This is a genomic window from Coprococcus sp. ART55/1 (genome assembly GCF_000210595.1).
Taxonomy (GTDB): domain Bacteria; phylum Bacillota; class Clostridia; order Lachnospirales; family Lachnospiraceae; genus Coprococcus; species Coprococcus aceti.
On sequence record NC_021018.1, the window covers coordinates 1245089 to 1249876 of the forward strand.

General features: G+C 44.7%; 4 protein-coding genes. All 4 read right to left on the reverse strand.

Annotated elements, in window-relative coordinates; all coding sequences use genetic code 11:
• Window positions 1-104 precede the first annotated feature (104 nt).
• The gene (locus CCU_RS05905; RefSeq protein ID WP_015533940.1) at window positions 105-956 is read right to left on the reverse strand and encodes a PHP-associated domain-containing protein; all 852 of its coding nucleotides are present in this window, start codon (window positions 954-956) and stop codon (window positions 105-107) included.
• 38 nt (window positions 957-994) lie between these two features.
• Complete coding sequence (gene lepB / locus CCU_RS05910) at window positions 995-2035, reverse strand: signal peptidase I (protein WP_015533941.1); 1041 nt, start codon at window positions 2033-2035, stop codon at window positions 995-997.
• Window positions 2036-2167: 132 nt separating this feature from the next.
• Window positions 2168-3619 (reverse strand): IMP dehydrogenase, encoded by a 1452-nt coding sequence (gene guaB / locus CCU_RS05915; protein WP_015533942.1) that lies wholly within the window; start codon window positions 3617-3619, stop codon window positions 2168-2170.
• A 151-nt stretch (window positions 3620-3770) separates the two neighbouring features.
• Window positions 3771-4788, reverse strand: a 1018-nt coding sequence (locus tag CCU_RS05920) for a sulfatase-like hydrolase/transferase (protein WP_208896031.1), incomplete at its 5' end; no start/stop codon positions are given.

The window sequence follows — 4788 nt, forward strand, 5'->3', positions numbered from 1 at the left end:
TCCAAGTCCTACCGCACTTCCCGCTGCTGCCATAACAAAGCCCAGCGTCCCCGTAAAATTACTTCTTTCCTTCTTATTCATAATCGCCCTTTCTGTTTTTGCTTTTATTTTTTGCTATCCAGTCCCCTGTCTGGACAGTTACTTTTCATTTTTGCCTTCAGTTTTGCCGATGCCGCAAAGTATGCGCGACATCTCGCAGGATAATTTCGGAATGCGCCATATATATTGTATAAATAAAATCCATACGTCAGGAATTTACCGGCAGGTCCTATCTTGTCCTTCAAGGTCTTCGGGTATCTCTTTCCGCCAACCTCGGGATGATTGCCGTCATTTATATAATTTATCAGATCATCCTCCGAATGTATATAATCCGGAAGATATGTACCTGCAAGTCCGACACAGTTCTCCTTATGGGCATCGCTTCCACCAAAAACAGGTATATCATAGTATGACGCAAGCCTTCTGGCCATCTTATTCCTCTTGGCTGATTCACAGCAATTATATCCCTCTATGAAGTCAAAATGCTGTGCATATAGTCTGTGCTCTATCATGCCAAGCCTTCTCGTGCTGCCAAAGCTCATGAACTTCTCGCCAAATGGATGAGCTGGGCCAAGTATACCGCCGCACTCGTGCACAAGCCATATCACCCTGATAAGCGCCATGCCCCTATGTTCAAACAGGTCGTACACCTCCTCAGGTGTATCTGATGGCAGTACGATGAGGAAATGTCCATAGTCAAACGTATCATACTCGATGCCTCTGAGCACAGAGAAATCCTTCACCTTATCTTTCTGCCTTAAGTAGGCTTTGTATCCGGAATATGAATCATGGTCTGTGACCAGCATTCCGTGAAAACCACGCTGCTTTAACAGATCAATATAATCAAGAATCTTTACTTTGGCATCGGGTGATCCCTCAGCCGTATGACAATGCATGTCAAATCTTACTCTGTTCATGTGACCATCTCCTCTGATTATCCATCATGACATACAATCTAATACTCTGCTCCGTTTCCAAGCCATGTTATCTGTGAAAATGGGAAATACACAAATTCTGCTTTGGCAAGTATTTTGTCACGCTTCACATAGGTATTCTCCCAAAGTCTGGCATCCGCTGAGTTTGGTCTGTTGTCTCCCAGCATAAAGTAACAGTCCTCAGGAACCTGATACGGTCCAAACGATCTTACGTCAGTCCTTGCCTCATCACTCAGATAATCCTCCTTGAGCGGAGTATCACTTCCATTTATATATACCTTACCATCTATGATCTCCACGGTCTCACCCGGCAGTCCTATGATTCTCTTGATATATACCTGGGACTCATCGTCCGGCCACTTGAATATGGCTATATCGCCACGCTCAGGATCAGAGAACTTATATGTAAGCCTGCTTCCTATTATATTGTCTCCAAGCTGTATTGTCTCAAGCATGGAACCAGTAGGTACATTACAGTTTAATATCACAAATCGTCCCAGCAGAAATGCCAGTACGGCGGCCACAACTACTATCACTATACAATCAATCACATCCTGCTTATAATCACGTTTTATATCTCTGCGCCTTATCCTCATCTGATGCCAGACGACACCGCCATGCTCAGATTCACTCACGCCCTCATCCACAAAACCAAATTGTTCGTAGAATGGGATCATGTTCTCTTTACATGTGAGGACGACTCCGTCGAGTTTACATTTGACCGTCTCCTGAAGAACCTCATGCATTATCTTCGCCGCATATCCATTGTGCTGATAGTCCGGCAGAGTTGACACGCCGAATATCATAAGCCAGCGACCCTTCTTGTCGTAGAAGTCCTCGCCCGTATACATGGCATCGCTCAAATCCTTCTCATTAGTAGTAATGCCATTTATACCTGCTATTATTCGTCCGTCCTTCTTGAGCACCCAGAAGGTTTCTCTGTGTGCCTTCAGTCTTCGCTCTATAGACTCCCGGCTTGCTGCCTCAGCCTCAGGAAATGTCTCCTGCTCAAGCATCACAAGCTGGTCAAGATCTTTTTTACCTGGATTGTTTACCTTCATAAATATCCAAACACCTCTTTTCTAAGACACCTATTCTCCATTATCTCACATAACAGAACGGTGTCAAGAAAAAAGGATGCATATCTGACAGATATGCATCCTCTTATCTGAAATCATCTATGCAAATTTCTATTACTCTACACTGTAGTTAGGAGCTTCCTTTGTGATATGGATATCATGTGGATGGCTCTCCTTGAGTGAAGCTGCTGAAATCTTGACGAACTCTGCCTTCTCATGAAGCTCTGCAATGTTCTTTGCTCCGCAGTAACCCATACCTGAACGAAGTCCACCGATGAGCTGGAATACTGTATCCTCAAGTGATCCCTTGTATGCCACACGACCCTCAACGCCCTCTGGAACAAGCTTTCTTGCGTTCTCCTGGAAGTATCTGTCCTTAGAACCATTCTCCATGGCTGCTATAGATCCCATACCTCTGTATACCTTGTACTTACGTCCCTGATAAAGCTCGAAATCACCAGGAGCCTCATCTGTACCTGCGAACAGGCTTCCCATCATACATACGTTGGCACCTGCTGCCAGAGCCTTTGTGATATCTCCTGAATACTTGATACCGCCATCTGCGATAACAGGGATTCCGGCATTCATAGCTGCATCATATGCCTGCATGATAGCTGTGATCTGTGGTACACCGATACCTGCAACAACTCTTGTTGTACAGATAGAACCAGGTCCGATACCGATCTTGACTGCATCTACACCCATGTCGATCATAGCCTGTGCGCCTGATCTTGTTGCAACGTTACCGGCAATAACCTGAAGGTCAGGATACTTCTCCTTAACCATCTTGAAGGTTCTCAGAACGTTGGCTGAATGTCCATGTGCTGTATCTATAACTATCGCATCAACCTTTGCTGATACGAGCTCTGCAACTCTGTCGAGGATGTTGGCTGTACATCCTACTGCTGCTGCACAGAGAAGTCTGCCCTGTGCGTCATGTGCTGAATATGGGTACTTGATCTGCTTCTCAATATCCTTGATCGTGATGAGTCCCTTCAGATGGAAATCGTCATCAACGATAGGAAGCTTCTCCTTACGAGCCTTTCCAAGGATCTCTCTAGCCTCGTCAAGTGTGATTCCCTCCTTTGCTGTAACAAGACCCTCAGATGTCATTGACTCCTTGATCTTCTTGGTGTAGTCCTTCTCAAACTTCAGGTCACGGTTGGTTATGATTCCAACAAGCTTGCCATCCTCTGTGATAGGTACACCTGAGATTCTGAACTTGCTCATAAGCTCGTCAGCATCTGCCAGTGTATGCTCTGGAGATAAGTAAAATGGATCTGATATTACACCGTTCTCTGAACGTTTTACCTTGTCAACTTCCTCTGCCTGCTTCTCTATGGACATGTTCTTGTGGATAACTCCGATACCACCCTGACGAGCCATGGCAATAGCCATTCTGTGCTCTGTAACTGTGTCCATACCGGCACTCATAAGAGGAATGTTCAACTTAATCTTCTGTGTCAGCTTTGTTGTAAGGTCAACGTCATTTGGTAATACCTCAGAATAAGCAGGTACCAATAAAACGTCATCAAATGTAATTCCTTCGCCAATAATCTTACCCATTTTCTTCTCTCTCTTTCTGTAAAATATTTAATAAGAGCATTGTGCTCATTATGTACGTCAATTAGCCTTAATAGAGAAAACACATCACCCAACACTTATCGCGTTGGGTGATGTAACTTTTTAAACATGCTAACAAATTATATAGTTCTTGTCAAGGCAGTTCTTCCGTCTCCGTGGTCACATTTGTCTCTGTGTCCTCCGGATCTTCAGGATCTCCCTTATATACATAAGTGTCTTCCACTCCGAAATCTATACTGTCGTCTCCGACCTGCGCCACGGATATCTCCTTGCCCGCCTCAAACGAGTCCTCATATGGAAGAAACAGCGTATCTCTGTCTATATAGATAGTCTCCTTCAAAAAGGCATCATCTATCCACACAAATGTACATTCATTGAAGTTGCTTCCGTGGATATAATATCCATTCATAGGCTGTGGCTCCTCAGCACTCTCACCGTCCCCGGAACCATCATTTGCCGTGAAATCCGCTTCTTCATCAACCGGTGGCACATACACGCCCTTTGTGATCTCCGAGATCCTGATCTTGCTTATGCCGTATTTCATATTCGTCGGCTCATATGGCCATCCATCAGGATACATGTATCTCTGTCCATAAAGCATATCATACTCAATGTTCTCGAGATCATCATCATAGTTTGCATAGCCCGGCTTGTACTTTGACTGGAACTTCTGCACATAGCTCTTCTCAAATCCCAGCATATCAAACACCTTTGTGCTGAGCTGATATGCCTCTATATCCTCATCCTCAACCGGGAAGTTCTTCATATTGCTCCAGACAAAATACTCTGTCTGGTAAAGGTCTCCGTTGGTTATATCGTCCTCTGTGATCTCAAATCCAGGAAGATGGTCTCCATACATAACGAGAACGACCGGCTCATCGTACGCCTTAAGTCTGTCTATAAGCTTGCCAATGAAATCGTCCATCTCGTGGAGCTGGTTACAGTAATATGTCCACTGTGTATCAAGGCTCTCATCGCCTGTTCCGGCAACCTTTATAGGGTAACTGTAATTCTCCTCGTCAAGCTCTGATGGGTATCTTCCATGTCCCTGTACGCTGACGGTGAATATGAAATCCCGTTCAGTGGTGGAGTACAGAGTCTTCATGATCTCACCAGTAAGGACATTGTCCTTCTCCCAGTTCTTCTGAGTA

Bases quoted from the DNA above. Each gene is read 5' to 3' on its own strand.
- CCU_RS05905 (WP_015533940.1), bottom strand. From the start codon at position 956: ATGAACAGAGTAAGATTTGACATGCATTGTCATACGGCTGAGGGATCA.
- lepB (WP_015533941.1), bottom strand. From the start codon at position 2,035: ATGAAGGTAAACAATCCAGGTAAAAAAGATCTTGACCAGCTTGTGATG.
- guaB (WP_015533942.1), bottom strand. From the start codon at position 3,619: ATGGGTAAGATTATTGGCGAAGGAATTACATTTGATGACGTTTTATTG.